We start from the raw sequence: 20,360 nt of genomic DNA, 5'->3' as shown, positions 1-20,360 counted from the left end.
ACTGCGTCGAAACCCTTGTTCCATCGGACACTCCTTCTCTGTAACGAAAAAGTGTCAACTTATTCCAGGACGGGTCATGCCCGTAAAAAAAGCCTGCTTCACGGATGAAGCAGGCTTTTTATCGGCAGTCTCTGACGGCAGGCGTCGGAACGGCGTGCTTAGAACGGAATATCGTCATCCATGTCCGAGAAATTCGGCGCTGGCTTCGGTGCCGGGCGTGGCGCCGGTGCCGGGGCTGGACGCGGGGCCGGCGCCTGGCGCGGGGCCGGGGCTTCGTAGCCGCCGCCACCGCCGTAGCTGTCATCGCCGCCGGCATCGCCGCCGCCCATGCCGGAACGGCCGCCCAGCATTTGCATCTGTTCCGCGATGATGTCGGTTGCGTACTTCTCGACGCCGTCCTTGTCCGTGTATTTACGCGTTTGCAAACGGCCTTCGACGTAGACGGAGGAGCCTTTTTTCAGGTACTGGCCGACGATTTCCGCCAGGCGGCCGAAGAACGAGATACGGTGCCACTCTGTCAATTCTTTTTGTTCGCCCGTGTTGCGGTCCTTCGATTTGTACGAAGTGGCCACGGCGATGTTGGCGATCGCGTCGCCGCTAGGCATGTAGCGGATTTCCGGGTCACGGCCCAGATTGCCGACGATGATGACTTTGTTGACTGATGCCATGAATAACTCCTGATGAACGGCTGCGGGAGCCGGAGTCCCGCGCGTGAGATTTTTTTACCAAACGACGATTATAAGCGACCACGCGGCGCAAAGCATCCGCTTTCTAACGAACGCCGGCTACCGTGCGGCAACACGTTTTTTTCACGGCAGGTGAAAACAAGAAACTTGAATACTGGTATTATATACAGTGTTTAAACGTCTGCACGCATCTGTATCAAACTTTGCCGGGGCACGTTCAGCTGGCGGCGCAATCCGCCCGTGACTGCCTCAGGCATGCAGAGCAAAACCCGGCTATAGTAACAGGTTGACCCGTTGCGGCTCCTCATCTGGCAGTTCCCGCAATGCGCCGGCCGCACCACTCACTGAAAGCAAGGCAATCACATGGAACAGATCCGCATTCGCGGTGCTCGCACGCATAACCTCAAGAATATCAATCTCGATTTGCCGCGCAACAAGCTGATCGTGATTACCGGCTTGTCCGGCTCCGGCAAGTCTTCGCTGGCCTTCGACACCTTGTACGCGGAAGGCCAGCGCCGCTATGTCGAGTCGCTGTCGGCCTACGCGCGCCAGTTCCTGCAACTGATGGAAAAACCCGACGTCGACCTGATCGAGGGGCTATCCCCCGCCATCTCCATCGAACAGAAGGCAACCTCGCACAACCCGCGCTCGACGGTGGGCACCGTGACGGAGATCCACGATTATCTGCGCCTGCTGTACGCGCGCGTGGGCACGCCCTACTGCCCCGACCATCCGGAAAACGCGCTGGCCGCCCAGTCCGTGTCGCAAATGGTCGACGCCGTACTGGCCATGCCGGAAGACACCAAGCTGATGATACTGGCGCCCGTCGTCGCCAACCGCAAGGGCGAGCATGTGGACCTGTTCGAGCAGATGCAGGCGCAGGGCTTCGTGCGCTTTCGCGTGCAGAGCGGCACGCATGCGGCCAAAATCTATGAAGTCGATGACCTCCCGAAGTTAAAGAAAACGGAAAAACACACGATCGACGTCGTCATCGACCGCGTCAAGGTGAACCAGGAGATCAAGCAACGCCTGGCAGAAAGTTTCGAGACGGCCCTGCGCCTGGCCGACGGCCGCGCCATCGCCTACGAAATGGATACCGCCCAGGAACACGTTTACTCGAACAAGTTCGCCTGCAATGTGTGTGGCTATTCCCTGCAGGAACTGGAACCGCGTCTGTTCTCGTTCAACAACCCCATGGGCGCCTGCCCCGAGTGCGACGGCCTGGGACACATTGAATTCTTTGACCCGAAACGCATCGTCGCGTTCCCGAACCTGTCGCTGGCCTCGGGCGCCGTCAAGGGCTGGGACCGCCGCAACCAGTTTTATTTCCAGATGCTGACGAACCTGGCGGCTTTTTACGAATTCGACCTCGACACGCCGTTCGAGCAGCTGGACCTGAATTCGCAACAGGCCGTGCTGTACGGTTCCGGCAAGCAAGTCATTCCCTTCAGCTATGTCAACGAACGGGGCCGCACCGTCGTCAAGGAACACACGTTCGAAGGCGTGGTCAACAATCTGCAGCGCCGCTACCGCGAAACGGATTCGATGGCCGTCAAGGAAGAACTGGCCAAGTTCATCAATGAAAAATGCTGCCCCTCATGCGATGGCGCGCGCCTGCGCGTGGAAGCGCGCTTCGTCAAGGTCGGCACCGGCAAGCAGCAACGGGCCATCTATGAAGTGGCGGAAAAACCGCTGCGCGAAACGCTGGAATTTTTTGAAAAGCTGAAACTGACGGGCGCAAAAAAGGAAATCGCCGACCGCGTGGTCAAGGAAATCATTTCTCGTTTGAAATTCCTCAACAATGTGGGCCTCGATTACCTGTCGCTGGACCGCAGCGCCGACACCCTGTCCGGCGGCGAAGCACAACGCATCCGTTTGGCATCGCAGATCGGCTCCGGTTTGACGGGCGTCATGTATGTGCTCGATGAGCCGTCGATCGGCTTGCATCAGCGCGATAATGACCGTTTGATCGAAACGCTGAAACACTTGCGCGACATCGGCAACAGCGTGCTGGTGGTCGAGCACGATGAAGACGCCATCCGCACGGCCGACTACATCGTCGACATGGGCATCGGCGCGGGCGTGCACGGCGGCGAAATCATCGCCGAAGGCAGCTTGTCCGATATTCTCAAAAACAAGAAATCGCTGACGGCGCAATACCTGAACGGCAAGCTGAAGATCGCCGTACCGGCCAAGCGCCATGCGAGCAATCCGGAAAAGCAGCTGGTGATTACCGGCGCGACGGGCAACAACCTCAAAAAGGTCTCGCTGAGCTTGCCGGTGGGCCTGATGACCTGCGTGACGGGCGTGTCCGGCTCGGGCAAGTCCTCGCTGGTCAACGATACCTTGTATCCTGCGCTGTCGCGCCATTTGTACGGTTCGCAGACGGAACCGGCGCCGCACGAGTCGATCAGCGGCCTGGAACATTTCGACAAGGTCATCTCCGTCGACCAGGCTCCGATCGGCCGCACGCCGCGCTCGAATCCGGCCACGTATACCGGCTTGTTTACGCCGATCCGCGATTTGTTCTCCACCGTGCCGACGGCCAAGGAACGCGGCTACAGCGCGGGCCGCTTCTCGTTCAACGTCAAGGGCGGCCGCTGCGAGGCGTGCCAGGGCGATGGCGTGATCAAGGTCGAGATGCACTTCCTGCCCGACGTCTACGTGCCGTGCGACGTCTGCCACGGCAAGCGCTACAACCGCGAAACGCTGGAAGTGCAATACAAGGGCAAGAACATCACGGAAGTGCTGGGCATGACGGTGGAAGAGGCGCACGCATTCTTCAAGCCCGTGCCCTTGATCGCGCGCAAGCTGCAAACCCTGCTCGACGTGGGCCTCGGTTACATCAAGCTGGGCCAGAGCGCCACCACCCTGTCCGGCGGCGAAGCGCAGCGCGTGAAACTGTCGCTGGAACTGTCCAAGCGCGACACGGGCCGCACCCTGTACATCCTCGATGAACCGACGACGGGCTTGCACTTCCACGACATCGACTTGCTGCTGAAAGTCATCCACCGCCTGCGCGACCAGGGCAACACCCTCGTCATCATCGAGCACAACCTGGACGTCATCAAGACGGCCGACTGGATCGTCGACCTGGGCCCCGAAGGGGGCGCCGGCGGCGGGCAGATCATCGCCACGGGCACGCCGGAAGACGTGGCCGTCAACCCGGCCAGCGTGACGGGCAAGTACCTGGGGCCGCTGCTGCAGCAATAAGCGGCGCCTCCCTCTCAATCCCCCGGCCAATGGTCTTGCCCGGGGGATTTTTCTATGGGAAACTATCTTGCTCGGCAATCAAGCCGCTTCTTCAAGAGAGACCATGCAAACCAGACCATCGCCATTCAGCTGGACCCGCTGCATGGCACTGGCGTGCTTGCTGCTGCCGGGCAGTGTACTGGCCTGTTCCTGCACGGGAGATGAGCCAGGAAAATTCCTGCATGCAACACCTGCGACCAGCGCAGGCCCCGCGACCATCAGCCTGCCGGCCAATGCGCGCGGTGTCCTGTTTCTGCCTGAAACTTATCCGGAATACGTGCTCAGGGATGAAGGAAGGTATAGCATTGTCAGGCAACCCATCGCCCTGTCCACAAAGAATTTTCGTATCCAGGAGCATGGTTTGGGTCGAAAACTGACACCGGTCGTGGTACGGCTACGCGTGGAAAAGCAAATGGGGCAACAACTGCAAGGCTATTATCTGGCGAGCCCGGAAATGCAGCAATGCACCGGCCAGAAAAACGCTTCCCTGCCGATATGCCGCAGCTTGAACGCCGTGGACTCAGACTGGAGCGCACCGAAGCAACAACAAACTGGCGACAAGATCAAGCGCTTCGCCATGCAGCAGGGCTTGCGCGACATCAGCGAAGAAGTCGATGCAGCCTACGGCTTGTATCGGATCGAAGCCCGCGAGGGCTTCAAGCCTGGTAAACAATATGATATTGAGTACCACGATGGCGCACGGCGCCTGAAACTTGCCTTGCGCATGGAATCCCTACCGTTGAGTCTGAACCAGCCCGCCCCGTTTGCGATCCATCCGCAGGGGCCACCGGGACGTGAAATCCTGCCCGTGACGAGCAACGACGGCAGCTGCGGCAGGCGGATCAAGGTAGCGACCCAGCCATTGCGCCTGGCACTGCCGCCGTCCTACGAGCGGCATGCCTCATTGCTGCTATATTTCATGCAGCAAAAATTACAGCAGGCAGATCAACAACACATGGCGGCGGCAGGACAATTTACTCCATTTCATTATTGGCCGGCGCTGTGCACCAGTATTGCCTATGGTGGCAGCTTTCATGGCGAAGGACGCGAACTGGCAATCGGTGATTGCCAGTCGCCCGCGCCACGCCAGGTGAAAGCGTTTGCCGGCGTGCTGGAAGTAGAGGACCGCCTGCACGAAACGACGCTACTGCCGGTATCCTTTCCGGCAGCAAAACCTGGCCAATGCCCGAAAGTGAAAGATGACGTAAATCTGCGCTATTTCGTGCCGACCATGTTTCGCTGAACCCAAAAAGCCACAAAAAAAACGGCGCGGATTGCTCATGCAATCCGCGCCGTTTCTCTTTTTGCTAGCACCCCAGTCATTGCCGGCGTGTCATTTATCGCACGCCAGTCTTTGCCGGCGTGTTTCTCCCCCACTACAACTCTCCACACCTGACAAGCTGCTGCGCGGCGCGCTACGGCAGTCAGGTGTTGCTTAAAATCAACTTACGCAGCCAGCCGCTTTTCCAGCGCAGCCTTGTTGTCTGCCAATTCTTGCGGCAGATGATACGCGAGTTTTTCAAACAATTCCGTATGCAATTTCAATTCTTCCAGCCACGCCGCCTTGTCGATCGAGGTGATGGTGTCGAACTGTTCTTGCGTGAAGGGCAAGCCATCCCAGTTCAGGTCGCCATACTGCGGCGTCGTGCCGAACAGGTTTTCCACGCCGCCCGCCTTGCCTTCGATGCGCTCCAGCATCCATTTCAGCACGCGCATGTTGTCGCCGAAGCCAGGCCAGACAAACTTGCCCGCCTCGTCCGTGCGGAACCAGTTGACGCAGTAGATCTTCGGCAGGGCAGCCGGGTTGACCTTGCCCACCTTGACGCCCATGTCCAGCCAGTGCTGGAAGTAATCGCTCATGTTATAGCCGATAAACGGCAGCATGGCAAATGGATCGCGGCGCACGATGCCCATCTGGCCCACGGCGGCAGCCGTCGTTTCCGAGCCCATGGTGGCGGCCATGTAGACGCCTTCGACCCAGTTGCGCGCTTCGGTCACCAGCGGCACGGTGGTCGAGCGGCGGCCGCCGAAGATGAAGGCCGAGATCGGCACGCCGGCCGGATCGTCCCACGCCGCGTCGATGACGGGGTTTTGCGTTGCAGCAACAGTAAAGCGGGCATTCGGGTGCGCCGCCTTGGTGCCGGACGCCGGCGTCCAGTCCTTGCCCTGCCAGTCGATCAGATGGCTTGGCGCTTCTTTCGTCAAGCCTTCCCACCACACGTCGCCGTCGTCCGTCAGCGCCACGTTGGTGAAAATCGTGTTGTCGCGCATGGAGGCCATGCAGTTGTAGTTGGTTTTTTCGTTGGTGCCCGGCGCCACGCCGAAATAACCGGCTTCCGGATTGATGGCGTACAAACGGCCATCGGCACCGGGCTTGATCCAGGCGATATCGTCGCCGATGGTGGTTACTTTCCAGCCATTAAAACTTGCCGGCGGGATCAGCATGGCGAAGTTGGTCTTGCCGCAGGCCGACGGGAACGCGGCCGCGACGTAATGCTTCTTGCCTTCCGGCGATTCCACGCCGAGGATCAGCATGTGTTCGGCCAGCCAGCCCGGATTGCTGTCGGACGCTTGCGCTTCCTGGTAGCCCATGTTCGAGGCGATGCGCAGGGCGAAGCATTTCTTGCCCAGCAGGGCGTTGCCGCCGTAGCCGGAACCGAAGGACCAGATTTCGCGCGTTTCCGGGAAATGCACGATGTACTTGGTGCTGTTGCATGGCCATTTCACATCTTGCTGGCCGGCCGCCAGCGGCGCGCCCACGCTGTGCACGCACGGCACGAATTCGCCGTCGGTGCCCAGCACGTCATACACGGCACGGCCCATGCGGGTCATGATCTTCATGTTGACGGCGACATACGGCGAATCGGACAGTTCCACGCCGATGTGCGCGATCGGCGAACCCAGCGGGCCCATCGAGAATGGCACGACGTACATGGTGCGGCCGCGCATGCAGCCGTCGAACAGGCCGTTCAGGGTGTGGCGCATCTCGCCGGGATCGGTCCAGTTATTCGTCGGGCCGGCCGCTTCTTTCGTTGCCGAGCAGATATACGTGCGGTCTTCAACGCGGGCCACGTCGCTCGGATCGGAGCAGGCCAGGTAGGAATTCGGGCGCTTTTCGGCATTGAGTTTTTTCATGGTGCCGCTGGCAACCATCTCGGCGCACAGGCGCTCGTACTCTTCCTGCGAGCCATCACACCAGTAGATACGGTCCGGCTTGGTCAGCGCGGCAATGTCGGCCACCCAGTTGATCAGTTTCTGTTGTTTAATATAAGCTGGGACGTTGAGTGCGGCGACGCCACCCATGACGGGCTGATTCATATTACCTCCAATACCAATAAAAGAAATTCTGGTCATTCCGGCAAGACAGGCAGCATCGTTGAGAGGTGGCTGCGGCTCACTGCGGGCGGGGTGCTCACGCTGGCAGGGCTCTGGGGTCGTTTACCTGGATCATGCACCCAGGCTGCAGGAACAGTTTGCGCTATAACTATAATCAGGAAGCTTTAAAAGTGCCGGCGATTGTACACCCGCCTAACAGCTATTCTCGCAAAAATGTAGGAGAATAGCTTGAGTAATGTAGTAGGCTATTCAGCATTTCCCGTATCCTGTTATTTCCCTACCAAATCCTCAATAAAATCGGCCATCCACCATGAAAATTGCCATACTCGATGATTACCAGGATGCCGTGCGCGGCCTCGATTGCTTCCAATTGCTCGATGGACATGACGTGAAAGTGTTCAGCAATACGGCGCGGGGGCTGGGCCAGCTGGCGATCCGCCTGGCGCCGTTCGACGCGCTGGTGCTGATCCGCGAACGCAGCAGTTTCAACCGGGCGCTGCTGTCGAAGCTGCCGAACCTGAAACTGATATCGCAAACGGGCAAGGTCAGCGGACACATCGACGTGGCGGCCGCCACGGAACTGGGCATCGCCATCGCGGAAGGCATCGGCTCGCCCACGGCGCCGGCAGAACTGACGTGGGCGCTGATCATGGCGGCGCAGCGCAAGATCGTGCCGTACGCGCAACATTTACAGGAAGGGCTGTGGCAAACGTCGTCGATCGAGCCGGCGCACAACACGCTCGGCACGGTCTTGAAAGGGCGCACCCTGGCAATCTGGGGCTACGGCAAGATCGGGCAATTGATCGCCGGCTATGGCCGCGCCTTCGGCATGACCATCCTCGTGTGGGGCAGCGAAGCGAGCCGCGCAGCGGCCGTGGCGGCCGGTGATACGGCAGCAGAATCGCGCGCGGCCTTCTTCGAGCAGGCCGACGTGCTGAGCTTGCATCTGCGCCTGTCCGACAAGACACGCGGCCTGGTAACAAGCGAAGACCTGGCGCGCATGAAGCCAGATGCCCTGTTCGTCAACACCAGCCGCGCCGAGCTGGTGGCCGAGGGCGCGCTGGAAGCGGCGCTGCAGCAGGGGCGCCCGGGCGCGGCCGCGCTGGACGTGTTTACGGATGAACCCTTGCCGCCCGGCTCGCCATTGCTGCGGCTGCCGAACGTGCTGGCCACGCCGCACCTGGGCTACGTCGAGCGTGACAGCTATGAACTGTATTTCCGCTACGCCCTGCAAAACATCGTCGATTTTGCGCAGGGTCAATGCACGCGCCTGCTCAATCCCGAAGCCTTGCAGCATGCGCAGCAAGCCCCTCAGGAGCGCTGAAAGCCCTTCAACAAGTCCGGCTCGCCCGTGAGGCGGATGGCGGGCGCGGGCAGCACATGGCGGCCGCGCCACAGGCCGGCCCAGCCTGGCGGCCAGGCGATATCCGGGCCGCCATACGACGCCACGCCGGCGCGCACGGCCACGACCGGCACGGGCGGCATGTCGGGCAAGGGTTCGCCCGGGGCGCGCGGCATGTCCAGGCTGTACATATAGTTGGGCAGCAAGGCGTCGCAGACGCGGCCGAACCAGTCGCTATGGTCATCGTCGCGTCCCAGCGCCTGGGCCAGGCCCTGCGGGTCGAAGCGGGCCAGCGCGTCGATCAGCTCGCCGGTAGAGGCGCCGGGCGTGTCGCCCCAGCCCATCACGGGGTTGACGTTGTAATCGGCGCCCGAGCCGTACCAGCCTTCGCGCCACGGCCGCTGCATCCAGTCGCGCGGCCCCGTAAACAGATGCCAGCGCCAGTGCAGGCCGGACGGTTTGGGCCAGGAATACAGATACAGCTTTTGATAGCCGGCCTGGTGCAGCTCGCGCACCATGGCCATCAGGCGCGCATGCGGCATGCGGTCGGGCGGCGCGCGGCGGAACAGGATCGCTTCGCCATCGGCAAACTGCACGTCGTCGGTGGACAGGTTCAGGTCCAGGGTCCGCGCCTCGCTGCCGAAACGGGCGGCGATCCAGCCCGTCAGCAAATTGACGGACGTGATCACCCCGTAGCCGCGGTGGCGGTGGAAAATGACGGTGCCGGGAGCGAGCGCTTTCATACAGGAATGTCGGGCCAGGGGGCGAGCAAAGAAACAAGTGTACTCACAGATGGCCGAATTTTCCAGAAGCGCCACGCCTCCGCAGGGCCATTCACGCAATCGTGCCAATCCACGATATCATGCCCGTCATTCTCCACTGACATCGTGACCACATCATGACTTTGCGCATACTCGCCACCGGCGGCACCTTCGACAAACACTACAACGAATTGAACGGCACCCTGGGCTTTTCCGACAGTCATTTGCCGGCAGCGATAGCCCGCGCGCGCATGACGGCGCCCGTGGCGCTGGAGCAATTGCCCCTGCTCGACTCGCTCGACATGCAGGATGGGGACCGCCAGCGCGTGCTCGCCTCGTGCCGCGCGGCGCAGGAAAAAGCCATCGTCATCATCCACGGCACCGACACCATGCGCGAAACGGCGCAAGTGCTGGGCGCGGCGAAGCTGCAGCAAACGGTCATCCTGACGGGCGCGATGATTCCCTACGAAATCGACAATTCCGACGCCCTGTTCAACCTGGGCTTTGCCTGCGGCGTGGCGCAAACCCTGCCGGCCGGCGTGTACGTGGCCATGAATGGCCAGATCTTTGCCTGGGACAATGTGCAAAAGAACCGCGCCGCCGGCGTGTTCCAGCCCCTGTAAGGTAATTGCGCTGCGGCAACGTCGCAGCGCAACAACAAAAACCGGCTGCAACATTTGCAGAAAAATAAAGAATACAGGCCATAATTTCCATGAGGAAATGAAAGAAGCAAAAAAACAATATATTTGTTCATAATTGCAATTTTTTCCTGTGCATCGATGCTATATTCGCGTCATCGACCAACCCCTTTCGGGAATTCATCATGACCTTGCGCAAATCGACTGCACACCTGTTTCCACTGGGCGCCATTGCGGCCGTATTTGCGCTGAGCAGCACTGCCCACGCGACGACCAGCCTGACAAATGAATATACGGTGACGGCATCGGCCAGCGCAGCAGGCGTGAATACCTGGACCTTCGATTACAGCGTCCTGAACAATAACCAGGGCATCGGCGGCCAGACCGGCCTCGATGGCTTCACGATCTTCGTGCCCGTCGCCGCCACCGTGGTCAGCTCCAGCGCGCCCGCGCCCTTCAATGGTGCGCCTGGCTACTGGTCGCAAGGCAGCAGCGGCCTGCTCGACCTGGGCGGCAATGGCTCGCAAAACCTGGTCGCGCCATCGGGCTATGCGGCCTACACCTGGTGGGGCCAATATACGCAATCGGTCTACACGCCCGGCTCGACCGCCAATTTCAGCATTACCTTGAGCAACGTTGCCGTTGGCGCCAATACCGTTGGCGTCAGCACGTATTTCGGCTACGGTGCCGCCACCGCACAATCTGCCAGCAATCAGTATGGCAATTACTCTACCTTTACCGGTACTTTCGCCTCACCGGTGGCCGCCGTGCCAGAACCGGAAACATATGCCATGATGCTCGCCGGCCTCGGCCTCGTTGGTTTCATGGCGCGCCGCAGAAAAGCAGGCCAGCAAGCCGCCTGATTTTCACTCTGCAGCACCTCGACAAGCCCGCTCCGCGCGGGCTTTTTTTCGTCCGTCGGAAATTCTTCAGCGCAGGGGATGAAAGAAAATTATTATTGGTAAAACATCAAATTGCCAAGATAATAATTATGTGTTGTAAAAAAACACCATTGATCATTTTTAAAAACATTGATATAGAAGAATATAAAACTGCATATTTTTCACATTCACAAATATTCTTCAGTATCTCTAAATTCCTGCCAAATCCGACACGGTGAGAGTCCAATTTTTCTTGCTGAGACGACATAATGTTCGCCTCGACAAGTTATAAGTGCATTTATAACAATATTGCGCTTAGTAGTCTTCCACCTCCCTCAGACGTGGTTCCGCCTACCGTACACGCCGCCGCAGGCCATCTACCCGATGGCCTTATCGGTGCTCGTGTACCGCTTGTCGTTATTAAAACTACTACGGAGTAATTGTTACAATGGCATTTAAAGAAAAAATCGGCGTGCGCAGCGTACGCCTGGCCCTGGCCGTCCTGGCAGGTAGCGTCTTGTTCTCCGGCCAATCCATGGCGGAAGAAGCAATTCAAAAAGTTGAAATTACCGGTTCGAGCATCAAGCGTATCGCCGTCGAAGGCGCACTGCCAGTGCAGCGCCTGTCGCAAGAAGCGATCGCCAAGTCGGGCGCCACTTCGGTTGCCGACCTGATCCAGGCCCTGCCCGCCATGCAAGGCTTTACCATCGGCGCCGTTGCTGCCGGTTCCGATTCGGGCGGCAATACCAGTGCATCGCTGCACGGCATTGGCGAAACCTACACCCTGGTGCTGTTGAACGGCCGCCGCATCGCGCCACAAGGCTCCGGCACCACGGTCAACCTGAACGCCATTCCCATGAGCGCCGTTGAGCGCGTCGAGATCCTGACCGACGGTGCTTCGGCCCTGTACGGCTCGGACGCCATCGCCGGCGTACTGAACTTCATCCTGAAGAAAAACCAGCAGGGCGCCACCCTGGAAGCGACGTACGGCGGCCCGGAAGACAAGGGCGGCAACGCCTGGAACACCAGCGTCACCTATGGTTTCGGCGACCTGGACGAAGACCGCTTCAACGTGCTGGTATCGTACCGCCACGACGAGCAGTCGAAACTGGTAGCGACCGACCGCACGTTCGCCGATACCTCGTACCTGAAATTCAACCGCGGCGGCAAGAACTACATCTGGGACCGCACCAGCACCTCGGCCTCGCCGGCAGGCGCTACTGTTGCCTACAACAACAACCCCTCCTCGACCGCCTTCACGCCATATCTGCGGCAAAACCAGGGAAATTGCCCTGACAATTCCTACGTCACGACCAGCAATAAAAACGCTTGCGGCTTCGACACCGGTTCCACCGTGGAAATCGTGCCGCAATCGAAACGCGACAGCCTGTTCTCCAAAGCAACGTACAAGCTGAATGACAGCCTGAACGCGTTTGCTGAACTGGCCTACTCGCGCTACGACCTGACGGCGCGTATCGCCGCCAACCCGATCCCCATCTCGATCGCGCAAACGGTAAAAGACCCTGTCACCAAAGTTGAGAAGCTGGTATTCAACAATCCGGCCGCCTACGCGACGTACGTACAACCGTTCCTGTCGCCAGCGCAACAGGCAGACATCCAATCGATCACGGCCAACTACCGCAGCACCGACTTTGGTTTGCGTGCCAGCCAGACCGTTACCCAAACCAAGCACATGGTGGTGGGCGTGGAAGGCGAACTGGGTGCGTGGAACTTCGAAAGTGGCCTGACCTGGTCGCAAAACTCGATCGACGAGCGCTACACGGGCGGTTACCAGAAAAACCAGGCATTCAAGGACATCCTGGCCAATCCGGAGTTCGATCCGTTCGCAGTGACGCAAAAGCCATCCGTGCAAGCGCAAATCGCTGGCGCCCAGTTCGTCGGTTCGGTGCGTACCGCCTCGACCACGATGCGCGGCGTCGACACACACGGCTCGCGTGAATTGTTCTCCTTGCCAGGCGGCAAGGCCAGCCTCGGTATCGGCGGCGACTACCGCACCTACCGCTATGAGCAGTCGCCAGGCGCCACCGGCAGCGACGTCTACAGCTTCAACACCAAGGCTGCCTACGACATGAGCCGCGACACCTACGGCGCGTTCGTCGAGTTGCTGGCGCCGCTGGCCAAGTCGTTCGAAATGACCGTTGGCGGCCGTTACGATGCCGTCAAGGCGATCGACGATAAGCTGAACAACAAAACTGTCGGCAAGAAAGACAGCGCCAATACCTACAAGGTATCGGCACGCTGGCAGCCGGTACAAACCGTGCTGATCCGCGGTTCCTACGGCACGGGCTTCAAGGCGCCAAGCATGCTGGACATTGCTCAGCCACTGGTTAACGCCGGCTTTACCGCCAAGAAATTTGACTGCCCATATCCAGGCAACAAGCTCTGCCGTGGAGAAACCACGCAATACAACGCCGTCTCGGAAGGCAATCCAGAACTGCAATCGGAAAAATCGAAACAGTTCACCCTGGGCTTCCGTGTCGAGCCTAGCGCGGCCTTCTCGTTCGGCGCCGACCTGTGGGACGTGAAACTGCGCAATGCCGTGTCGGAAATCACCGAAGAGCAGGCATTTGCCGATCCGGTCAAGTACGCAACGAGCTTCTCGACCTACAAGGAGCCATCGACCGGCAATACCTACTACGCGTTCAAGAAACTGTCGGTCAACATCGGCAAGAAGGAATACCGTGGTATCGACTGGGATCTGTCGGCCAACCACAAGTTTTCCTTCGGCAAGCTGACCGCCCAGTTGAGCGGCACCCACATGTTGCACGCCAACTACACCAAAGCCGGTAGCAATAACGTGTACACCAGCAACATGAACTTCTTCGGCGACACCAACGAAGTCACGTTCCGCAACCTGATGAAGCTGACGACGACCCTCGATACTGGCCGCCTGAGCAACACCGTGACCGTCAACTACCGCAACGGCTACACCGATGCAGCCGCGACCGTGTACGACGTGGCAGCCGCAAAAGAAGTGAAGGGCTACCGCCTGCAAGTTCCGTCGTACACCACGTTCGACTGGCAAGCACGTTTCGCCTTTGACAAGCAGACCACGATCCGCGCAGGCATCAAGAACCTGTTCGACCGTGCGCCACCGCTGTCGCTGCGCGCGTCGTCGGGCCACCAGGTTGGTTTCGACCCACGCTACGCCGATCCGATGATGCGTTCGTTCTACGTCACCGGCAACTACAAGTTCTAATTTGACGCGTTGAATTAGCTTGTCTGAAAAGCGCCTTGCACTTCACCGTGCAAGGCGCTTTTTTCTTGTCGCACAGCTATTTTGTTATCTGGAGATTCAGATAGCGGTAATGGCTCTCGCCGTGAGCTTTCGATACCGTACGCAGTTGCATGGCGACGCCGAGGTCATGCAGCAAGGCACTCTCGACCACGTAGCCACTTTCCTGTGAGGTACAGACAAAGCGCGTCGCTGCGCCTTGCAGGCTGGCCGAAATCGTACTGGCCTGCAAGGTATCCTGCACTTCACACAGCGTGGTGACCTGCTCCGGCCGCTCGCCCGGCTTGGCAGGCACGTTGATCGTGGTCATATTGGCCTGAAAGCGGGTGCCCGGGGACAAACTCGCCGGCAGCGACAGCGACAGGCCGGAGGTGGCCAGATAACCGTTGCGGACATCGCCCTTCTCTGCGGCCCGCAACTGAAACAGGCCAGCAAGCTTCACGCGCTGCATGGTAAAGGCGCTGTAGTTCTCGCTCGTGACGACCAGCCCATCGCGCACGCGCCACTCTTGATCGACGACGGATGCTTCCCCGGGCTTGCCCGGCGTTGTCGACTCCCGGGAAGAAGACAGCGTCTTGAAGCGCGGCTGCCAGACGGGCGCCGCCGCCATGGCCGCTTGCGCCGCCGCCAGTACTCCGGGCGGCAGCGGTGCGCTGTCAAACGCGCCCGTGGCATTTGGCGGCGGCGGATACTCGCTCGCGTCGATGTCGGGACGGGCCTCGCGCAACAGGGCGGCGTCGACACCGCCCTGCAGCGAACAGCCGACGCGCACGACGCCGTCGAGCTCGCCGTGCGGCTCGATCAGGAACACGCGTTCAACCTTGTCGCGCCCGGCCGCCACGCCCGAGGCGGACGCAAACGCCTGCCATGGGCCACCGGGCAGGCGCACGTCGGAACGCACATAAGCGCCATCATCGGCGCGCATGCGCCGGGCATCGTGGATCAGCGGCTGCAGTTGCCGGTACACCGCATCGACCTTGCCGGCCACCAGGAAGGCCCAGCTGTAATAACGGCCCAGGCTGCCCAGGTCCGACACTTCATCGGTATAGCCGAGCAAGGTCACGCCGCCAGCGCGCACGGGCGCGGCAAACTCGATGCTGCCGGCCTGGGCCTGATTGCGGTTGGGCACCTTGATCCAGCTGGCATCGCCGCGCGTGGCCAGCGGCACGCTGCCGGCCAGGGCCGCGCCGTCCTGCTGCAAGCTGCGGAAAAAAGAGGCATCGCAAGCACTCAGCCCGCGCAGGGTGGCATCGGAAATCTGCGCCTGGGCGGCCGCCATCTGCGTGGCCCCGAGGATAAAAGCGGCGCCACAGCGCCGGACATATTTATGCATGAATTTATGTAGAAATAATCAATATCAGGATAGTAACGATATCACAGCAATATTATTTCCATATGGAAAATTTCAGCACGCCGGCGCCAGCGGCCGCCCCATGCAAAACGGCCCGCCGGGCAATGCCAGCGGGCCGTCCGTCACGCATACCTGCTTGCGCCTACGCCGTCGCTTCGCCGCCCAGGGCTTCGACCACGTCGGCCATCAGCTTGGCGAGCTCGCCCGTCATCAGCATCAGGTCGCCGTCGAAACGCTCTTCGTCGTTCTTCGTGCTCGATTCCGTTTCCTTGATCACGTCCAGCGGCTTGACGCTCTTGATGGCCAGGGACTCCGTCAGCACGAACGAGATCTTGTCGTTCCACGTCATGGCCAGGCGCGTGCACTGCTTGCCGGCCGCGATGTGGCGGCGCACGTCGTCCGCTTCCAGGGTGTGGCGCACATAGCGCACGGTGGCCTTGCTTTCGCCCGTGGCGCGCAATTCCGTGTCCATGTCGACCGTGAAGCCGGCAGGCGCGTCGTCAGCCTGCAGCCATTCCGTCATCACCGCCACGGGCGAGCGCTGCACGCGCAGGCTTTCCAGCGGCAGTTTATCCACGGCTTTCAACAGCAGCTTGATGACTTCATCGGCTTTTGCCGGGCTGGCGGCATCGATCACCAGCCAGCCATTGACAGGGTCGATCCACGTCCAGACGTTGCTGCGGATGCTGAAAGCGCGCGGCAGCAATTCGTCGGCCACGCGTTCCTTCAATTCCTTCATGGCCTTCTTGCCAGGCGCAAAGCCTTGCGCTTCTTCCATCTCGGCGGCGCGGGCCTTGGCCACCTGGTTGATGACGGTGGCCGGCAGCAATTTCTTTTCCGTGCCCAGCAAGATCAACATTTGCTTGTTGACAACATGGACCAGGCCGCCGTTCGGGCGCGGCGTATCCCAGCCCTGGCGCATCAGATCCATGCTGGTCGCCGGCGTGAATTTGTTCGAGGACAAGGCCTCTTCCAGTTGTTCTGGCGTATAGGCCCAAGGTGCGGGCAGGCGGTAAATCTGAAGATTCTTGAACCACATAGTTTTTGTCTTCCGTTTGTTTCAGTAGTGCCAGGGGAACGCCATTCTACACTTTCGACGTGAAAATGCCGTCAAAAGCGCCGTCTGGCGCGGTATGTATCTTGTAGGAAACGCCGCTACAGGGCGGGAAACAGCTCCGCCTGGGCGGGAACCTGCCGCGTCGCGACGGCCGGATCGGACAGGGTCGAGATGCGCACGCCCAGCAGGCGGATTTTCTTTTCAAATGGCACGCGCCGCAGGCAATCGCGGCTGGCCCGCAGGATGGCGGCGGCGTCCGCCGTGGCGCTGGGCAGGGTGACGTCGCGCGTGACGGTGCTGAAATCCTCGAAGCGCAGCTTGATGCCCACCGTGCGCCCCGCCAGCGACTGCTTGTCGAGGTCGCCGGCCACGCGCGTGCACAGGCCTTCCAGTTTTTCCGACAGGGTGGCGCGGTCGCGCACCACCTGCAAGTCGCGCTCGAACGTCGTTTCGCGGCTGACGGACTTGGTTTCCCGGCTCGTCTGCACGGGCCGCTCGTCGATGCCCAGCGCCGCCTGGCGCAGCCAGCCCGTGTACAGGTCGCCGAACTGCGTGCGCAGCATGGCCATGTCGGCCCGCGCCAGCTCGCCGATGGTGATAATGCCCAGCGCTTCCAGCTTGGCCGTGGCCTTCGGGCCGATGCCATTGATCTTTTTTGCCGGCAAGGGCCAGACCCGCGTTTCCACATCCTCGGGCGACAAAATGGTCAGGCCGTCGGGTTTTTCCAGGTCAGAACAGATTTTTGCCAGCAATTTGTTCGGCGCCAGGCCGATCGAGCACGACAGGCCCGTCGCCTCGAACACGGCCGCCTTCAGGCGCGCCGCCATGGCCGGCGCCTGCTCGCCATGTTCCGTCAGGTCGACATAGATTTCATCGATGCCCACGTTCTGGATGACGGGACACAGATGGGCCACGGCTTGCTTGAAGCGGGCCGAATAGTCGCGGTAAGCCTCGAAATCGGCGGGCAGCAGGATGCTGTCGGGCGCCAGTTTCGCCGCCTTCATGATGCCCATGGCGGAAAACACGCCGAACGCGCGCGCCGCATAGGTCGAGGTGGTGACGACGCCGCGCCCCACGTAGTCGCGCATGCGCGCGAATTGCCGCGTGCCGTCCATCTGCAGCACGGGCTGCTGCAGGCGCCCGCCGCCGATGACGACGGCTTCGCCGCGCAATTCCGGATATTTCAGCAGTTCCACGGAGGCAAAGAAGGCATCCATGTCCAGGTGGGCTATCCAGCGGCGCGCTGCGGGTGGTTCGGCAAGTGGTGGGACAGATGGCATCAAAAACACCTCGCGGCGGGTCGGCTTGCCTGAAGCTGGCAAGATACTGTGCATGCATACAGTATTACCGGAAATGGGCGCGGATGCAAGTTGAAACGCACGCGCACCGCAGTTGCTTTTCTCAATGGCAAGATTACAATCCTGACACAACTATTCAAAGGAGCCGCCTTGTCCACCCCCCATCACGCTGCGCGCCGCCGGTCCGCCTGGTCATCCATCCTGCCGGCCCTGCTGCTGTCCACGCTGGCGTCATCCGCGCTGGCCGCCGATGCCGCCGCCACGGCTTCTGCCGCCCCCGTCGCCGCCAAAACAGCCTGGCAGGAAACGCGCCACGGCACCATCGTCACGGACGACTACCGCTGGCTGCAAAAGAAGAGCGATCCTGCCGTGATTGACTACCTGAACGCGGAAAACGCCTACACGGCGGCCGTCACGGCCCCGATCCAGCCGCTGGCCGACAAGCTGACTGCGGAAATCAAGGGCCGCATGCAGGAAGTGGACCTGTCCGTGCCCGCGCGCCAGGGCAATTTTTACTATTACACGCGCGTGGAAGCGGGCAAGCAATATCCGATACACTGCCGCCGCCCCGTGGGCGCGAAGGGCGCGTATGACGCCCAGGCGGCCGAAGAGATTTTGCTTGACCAGAATCAATTGGCCGAAGGCCACAAATTCTTTGCCGTGCGCGCCTTTAGCGTCAGCCCGAATGAACAATTGCTGGCCTACACCACGGACACGACGGGTTTCCGCCAGTACGAGCTGCACGTCAAGGATTTGAAGACGGGCAAATTGCTCACGGACAGCATGCCGCGCGTGACCTCGCTGGCCTGGGCGGCCGACAACGCCACTCTGATGCTGACGCAGGAAGACGCCACCACCAAGCGCGCGGACCGCTTGTTCCGCCTGGCGCTGGGCGGCACGCCGCAGCAGGTCTACCATGAGCCTGTGGAACAGTTCGCCATCGGCGTGAGCCGCACGCGCGACCAGCGCTACTTTGTGCTCACGGCGCGCAGCACGGACACGAGCGAAGTGCTGCTGTTGCCAACGAACAAGCCGGAAGGCCGTTTCCAGAGCGTGCTGCCACGCGAGAAGGGCCACCGCTACGGCATCGAACACCGCGACGGCCAGCTGTATATTCTGACCAACAAGGACGCGAAGAATTTCCGCATCGTCAGCGCACCGCTCACCGCCCCGCAGCCGAAGCACTGGAAGCCCGTCGTGCCGCACAACAAGGACGCCGTGATCCAGTCCATCGACGTCTTCCAGGGCTACCTGGTGGTGATGGAAAAGGCCCGCGCCCTGAACCGCGCGCGCATCTTTGATTTTGCGCAAAAGAACTGGAAAACCGTGCAGTTCGACGACCCCGTCTACCTGGCCACGGCGGCCGGCACGCCGGAGTTTTCTGCCACGCAATTTCGCATGTCCTACCAGTCGCCCGTCACGCCGCCCACCGTCATCGACGTCAGCATGAAGGATGGCCAGCGCACGGTGCTGAAACAGCAGGAAATCGTCGGCGGCTTTGACGGCAGCCGCTACACGACGCAGCGCCTGTGGGTAAAGGCGCGCGACGGCGTGCAAGTGCCGCTGTGGATCGTCTACAAGAAGGGCGTCAAGCTCGACGGTTCCGCGCCGCTGCTGCTGTACTCGTATGGTTCCTACGGCATTTCGACGGAAGCCAGTTTTGCCATCAGCCGCATCAGCCTGCTGGAGCGGGGCGTCATCTACGCGCAGGCGCACATCCGCGGCGGCACGGACATGGGCGAAGCGTGGCATGAAGACGGCATGCTGATGAAGAAAAAAAACACCTTCAATGACTTCATCGACAGCGCCGACTACCTGGTGCGCGAAAAATGGACAAGCCCGAACCGCCTGATCATCCAGGGCGGCAGCGCGGGCGGCCTGCTGATGGGCGCCGTCGTCAACATGCGCCCCGAACTGTTCCACGCCGTGCACGCGGCCGTGCCGTTTGTCGACGTGATGAACACCATGATGGACGCCAGCCTGCCGCTGACGACGGGAGAGTACCTGGAATGGGGCGACCCGAACCAGAAGGCGGCCTACGACTACATGCTCAGCTACTCGCCCTACGACAACATTGCGCGCAAGAATTACCCGGCCATGCTGGTGACGACGGGCCTCAACGACAGCCAGGTCATGTACTGGGAACCGGCGAAATACGTGGCCAAGCTGCGCGCCTACAAGACGGACAGCAATCCCTTGCTGCTGAAAACGAATATGGGCGCCGGCCACGGCGGCGCGTCGGGCCGCTATAACGCCATTGCCGAAAACGCCTTCAATATGGCGTGGATGCTGTCGCAATGGGGCATTGACAGCTAAAACGGTAAAAAGGTGGAAAAAGCCCTTGCACAAGGATTTCAGCCGTCCTATAATAGCGCCTCTTCCAGACGTGGTGACAAACGTCGGGATGGTTTTCTGAGACAAGCAACGGGTGCTTAGCTCAGTTGGTAGAGCGGCGCCCTTACAAGGCGTAGGTCGGGAGTTCGAGCCTCTCAGCACCCACCA

13 protein-coding genes and 1 tRNA gene are annotated in these 20,360 nt (G+C 60.6%); 8 read left to right on the top strand and 6 right to left on the bottom strand.

The genetic code is table 11. From position 1 onward, the window contains the following. Positions 1-158: 158 nt before the first annotated feature. On the bottom strand, positions 159-668 hold the full coding sequence (gene ssb, locus AC07VI_RS29095) for a single-stranded DNA-binding protein (RefSeq protein WP_076569341.1): 510 nt from the start codon (positions 666-668) through the stop codon (positions 159-161). A gap of 381 nt (positions 669-1,049) precedes the next feature. On the opposite strand from ssb, the gene uvrA reads away from it, so the two are divergent. After that, positions 1,050-3,899, top strand: a complete 2,850-nt coding sequence (gene uvrA / locus AC07VI_RS29090; RefSeq protein WP_086146574.1) for an excinuclease ABC subunit UvrA — start codon at positions 1,050-1,052, stop codon at positions 3,897-3,899. Between the two features lie 67 nt (positions 3,900-3,966). Next, a complete protein-coding gene (locus AC07VI_RS29085) occupies positions 3,967-5,181 on the top strand; it encodes a hypothetical protein (RefSeq protein WP_139842549.1) in 1,215 nt (404 codons plus the stop codon). 203 nt (positions 5,182-5,384) lie between these two features. On the opposite strand, the gene AC07VI_RS29080 is transcribed toward AC07VI_RS29085, so the two are convergent. Next, positions 5,385-7,256, bottom strand: coding sequence for a phosphoenolpyruvate carboxykinase (GTP) (locus AC07VI_RS29080; RefSeq protein WP_086146576.1), 1,872 nt, complete (start codon positions 7,254-7,256; stop codon positions 5,385-5,387). A 328-nt stretch (positions 7,257-7,584) separates the two neighbouring features. Between AC07VI_RS29080 and AC07VI_RS29075 the strand changes: the two genes are divergently transcribed. After that, positions 7,585-8,598 (top strand): D-2-hydroxyacid dehydrogenase family protein, encoded by a 1,014-nt coding sequence (locus AC07VI_RS29075; RefSeq protein ID WP_099375492.1) that lies wholly within the window; start codon positions 7,585-7,587, stop codon positions 8,596-8,598. Here AC07VI_RS29075 and AC07VI_RS29070 read toward each other — a convergent pair. Continuing rightward, positions 8,586-9,359 (bottom strand): L-asparaginase, encoded by a 774-nt coding sequence (locus AC07VI_RS29070; protein WP_086146578.1) that lies wholly within the window; start codon positions 9,357-9,359, stop codon positions 8,586-8,588. The genes AC07VI_RS29075 and AC07VI_RS29070 overlap by 13 nt on opposite strands. A 155-nt stretch (positions 9,360-9,514) precedes the next feature. Between AC07VI_RS29070 and AC07VI_RS29065 the strand changes: the two genes are divergently transcribed. The 3 genes from AC07VI_RS29065 to AC07VI_RS29055 all read left to right on the top strand — a co-directional run bounded on the left by AC07VI_RS29065 (position 9,515) and on the right by AC07VI_RS29055 (position 14,116). Then, on the top strand, positions 9,515-10,000 hold the full coding sequence (locus AC07VI_RS29065; RefSeq protein ID WP_086146579.1) for an asparaginase domain-containing protein: 486 nt from the start codon (positions 9,515-9,517) through the stop codon (positions 9,998-10,000). A gap of 200 nt (positions 10,001-10,200) precedes the next feature. After that, on the top strand, positions 10,201-10,878 hold the full coding sequence (locus AC07VI_RS29060; RefSeq protein WP_086146580.1) for a PEPxxWA-CTERM sorting domain-containing protein: 678 nt from the start codon (positions 10,201-10,203) through the stop codon (positions 10,876-10,878). Positions 10,879-11,344: 466 nt separating this feature from the next. Beyond that, positions 11,345-14,116, top strand: a complete 2,772-nt coding sequence (locus AC07VI_RS29055; RefSeq protein WP_492991826.1) for a TonB-dependent receptor — start codon at positions 11,345-11,347, stop codon at positions 14,114-14,116. A 76-nt stretch (positions 14,117-14,192) separates the two neighbouring features. On the opposite strand, the gene AC07VI_RS29050 is transcribed toward AC07VI_RS29055, so the two are convergent. From AC07VI_RS29050 to dinB, 3 genes are all read right to left on the bottom strand, one after another. Then, positions 14,193-15,485: a hypothetical protein gene (locus AC07VI_RS29050; RefSeq protein WP_086146582.1), complete on the bottom strand. Its 1,293-nt coding sequence runs from the start codon at positions 15,483-15,485 to the stop codon at positions 14,193-14,195. 160 nt (positions 15,486-15,645) lie between these two features. Then, a complete protein-coding gene (locus AC07VI_RS29045) occupies positions 15,646-16,542 on the bottom strand; it encodes a recombination-associated protein RdgC (protein ID WP_086146583.1) in 897 nt (298 codons plus the stop codon). Between the two features lie 116 nt (positions 16,543-16,658). Next, positions 16,659-17,840: a DNA polymerase IV gene (gene dinB, locus AC07VI_RS29040; RefSeq protein ID WP_492991829.1), complete on the bottom strand. Its 1,182-nt coding sequence runs from the start codon at positions 17,838-17,840 to the stop codon at positions 16,659-16,661. Between the two features lie 168 nt (positions 17,841-18,008). Here dinB and AC07VI_RS29035 point away from each other — a divergent pair, with 168 nt between their 5' ends. Both AC07VI_RS29035 and AC07VI_RS29030 read left to right on the top strand, forming a co-directional pair. Continuing rightward, complete coding sequence (locus tag AC07VI_RS29035) at positions 18,009-20,174, top strand: S9 family peptidase (protein ID WP_492991831.1); 2,166 nt, start codon at positions 18,009-18,011, stop codon at positions 20,172-20,174. Between the two features lie 110 nt (positions 20,175-20,284). After that, positions 20,285-20,360, top strand: a tRNA-Val gene (locus AC07VI_RS29030).

The sequence above is a fragment of the Janthinobacterium sp. GW821-FHT03A03 genome (assembly GCF_059421435.1).
The sequence above is the reverse complement of the archived record's forward strand: the minus strand, read 5'-3'. Positions and strand labels throughout refer to the sequence as shown.